The sequence below is a fragment of the Xanthomonas sp. SHU 308 genome, assembly GCF_000364645.1.
GTDB lineage: Bacteria > Pseudomonadota > Gammaproteobacteria > Xanthomonadales > Xanthomonadaceae > Xanthomonas_A > Xanthomonas_A sontii.
In genome coordinates this window covers 1-507 of record NZ_AQOK01000734.1, presented here as the reverse complement: position 1 = coordinate 507, position 507 = coordinate 1, and the positions used below count along the sequence as shown (strand labels likewise).

General features: G+C 75.3%; 2 pseudogenes. Both read right to left on the bottom strand.

The features are described from left to right. A pseudogene (locus D588_RS25565) lies at window positions 1-331 on the bottom strand (efflux RND transporter periplasmic adaptor subunit); the annotation flags it as partial. Continuing rightward, window positions 328-507, bottom strand: a pseudogene (locus D588_RS25560) (TolC family protein); the annotation flags it as partial. The pseudogenes D588_RS25560 and D588_RS25565, both read right to left, overlap by 4 nt.

Here is a 507-nt window from a genome sequence, read left to right as displayed (position 1 = left end):
TCGAGGCGACCGAGGCGCGCGCGCCCACTGCCGGTTCGACCCGGCCGGCCAGGCGCACCGAGGCGCCGCCGCCGCGGCCGACCGCGACCACGTCCAGGCCGGAGGCGGCGATCTGTTGCGGCGTCAGCCGCACCACGTCGCCGGTTTCGGCATCCGCGCGGGCAGTGGCATCGGTCTTGGCCACCGGTGCGTGGGCTGTGTCCTTGCCCTCGGCGCCACGGTCGTGCGCGTCATCGGCCGCCGGGGCGGCCTGCCTGTCGCCGGCGCAGGCGACAGGCAGGAGTGCCAGCAGCAGGCTGGCGGCAAGGGAGATCGGACGGGACAGGTTCATTGGGCCTCCATGAACGGCGCGCGCCCTTCCAGGCGGGCCAGCTCGATTTCCGCCGCGACGCGCGCCAGGCGCGCGTCCACGGCAATGCCGCGCGCGGCGATGAGCGCAGCGCGGGTGCTGCGCAGTTCCAGTTGCGTGATGCGACCGGCGTCGACGCCGATGCGGGCCAGGCGGTA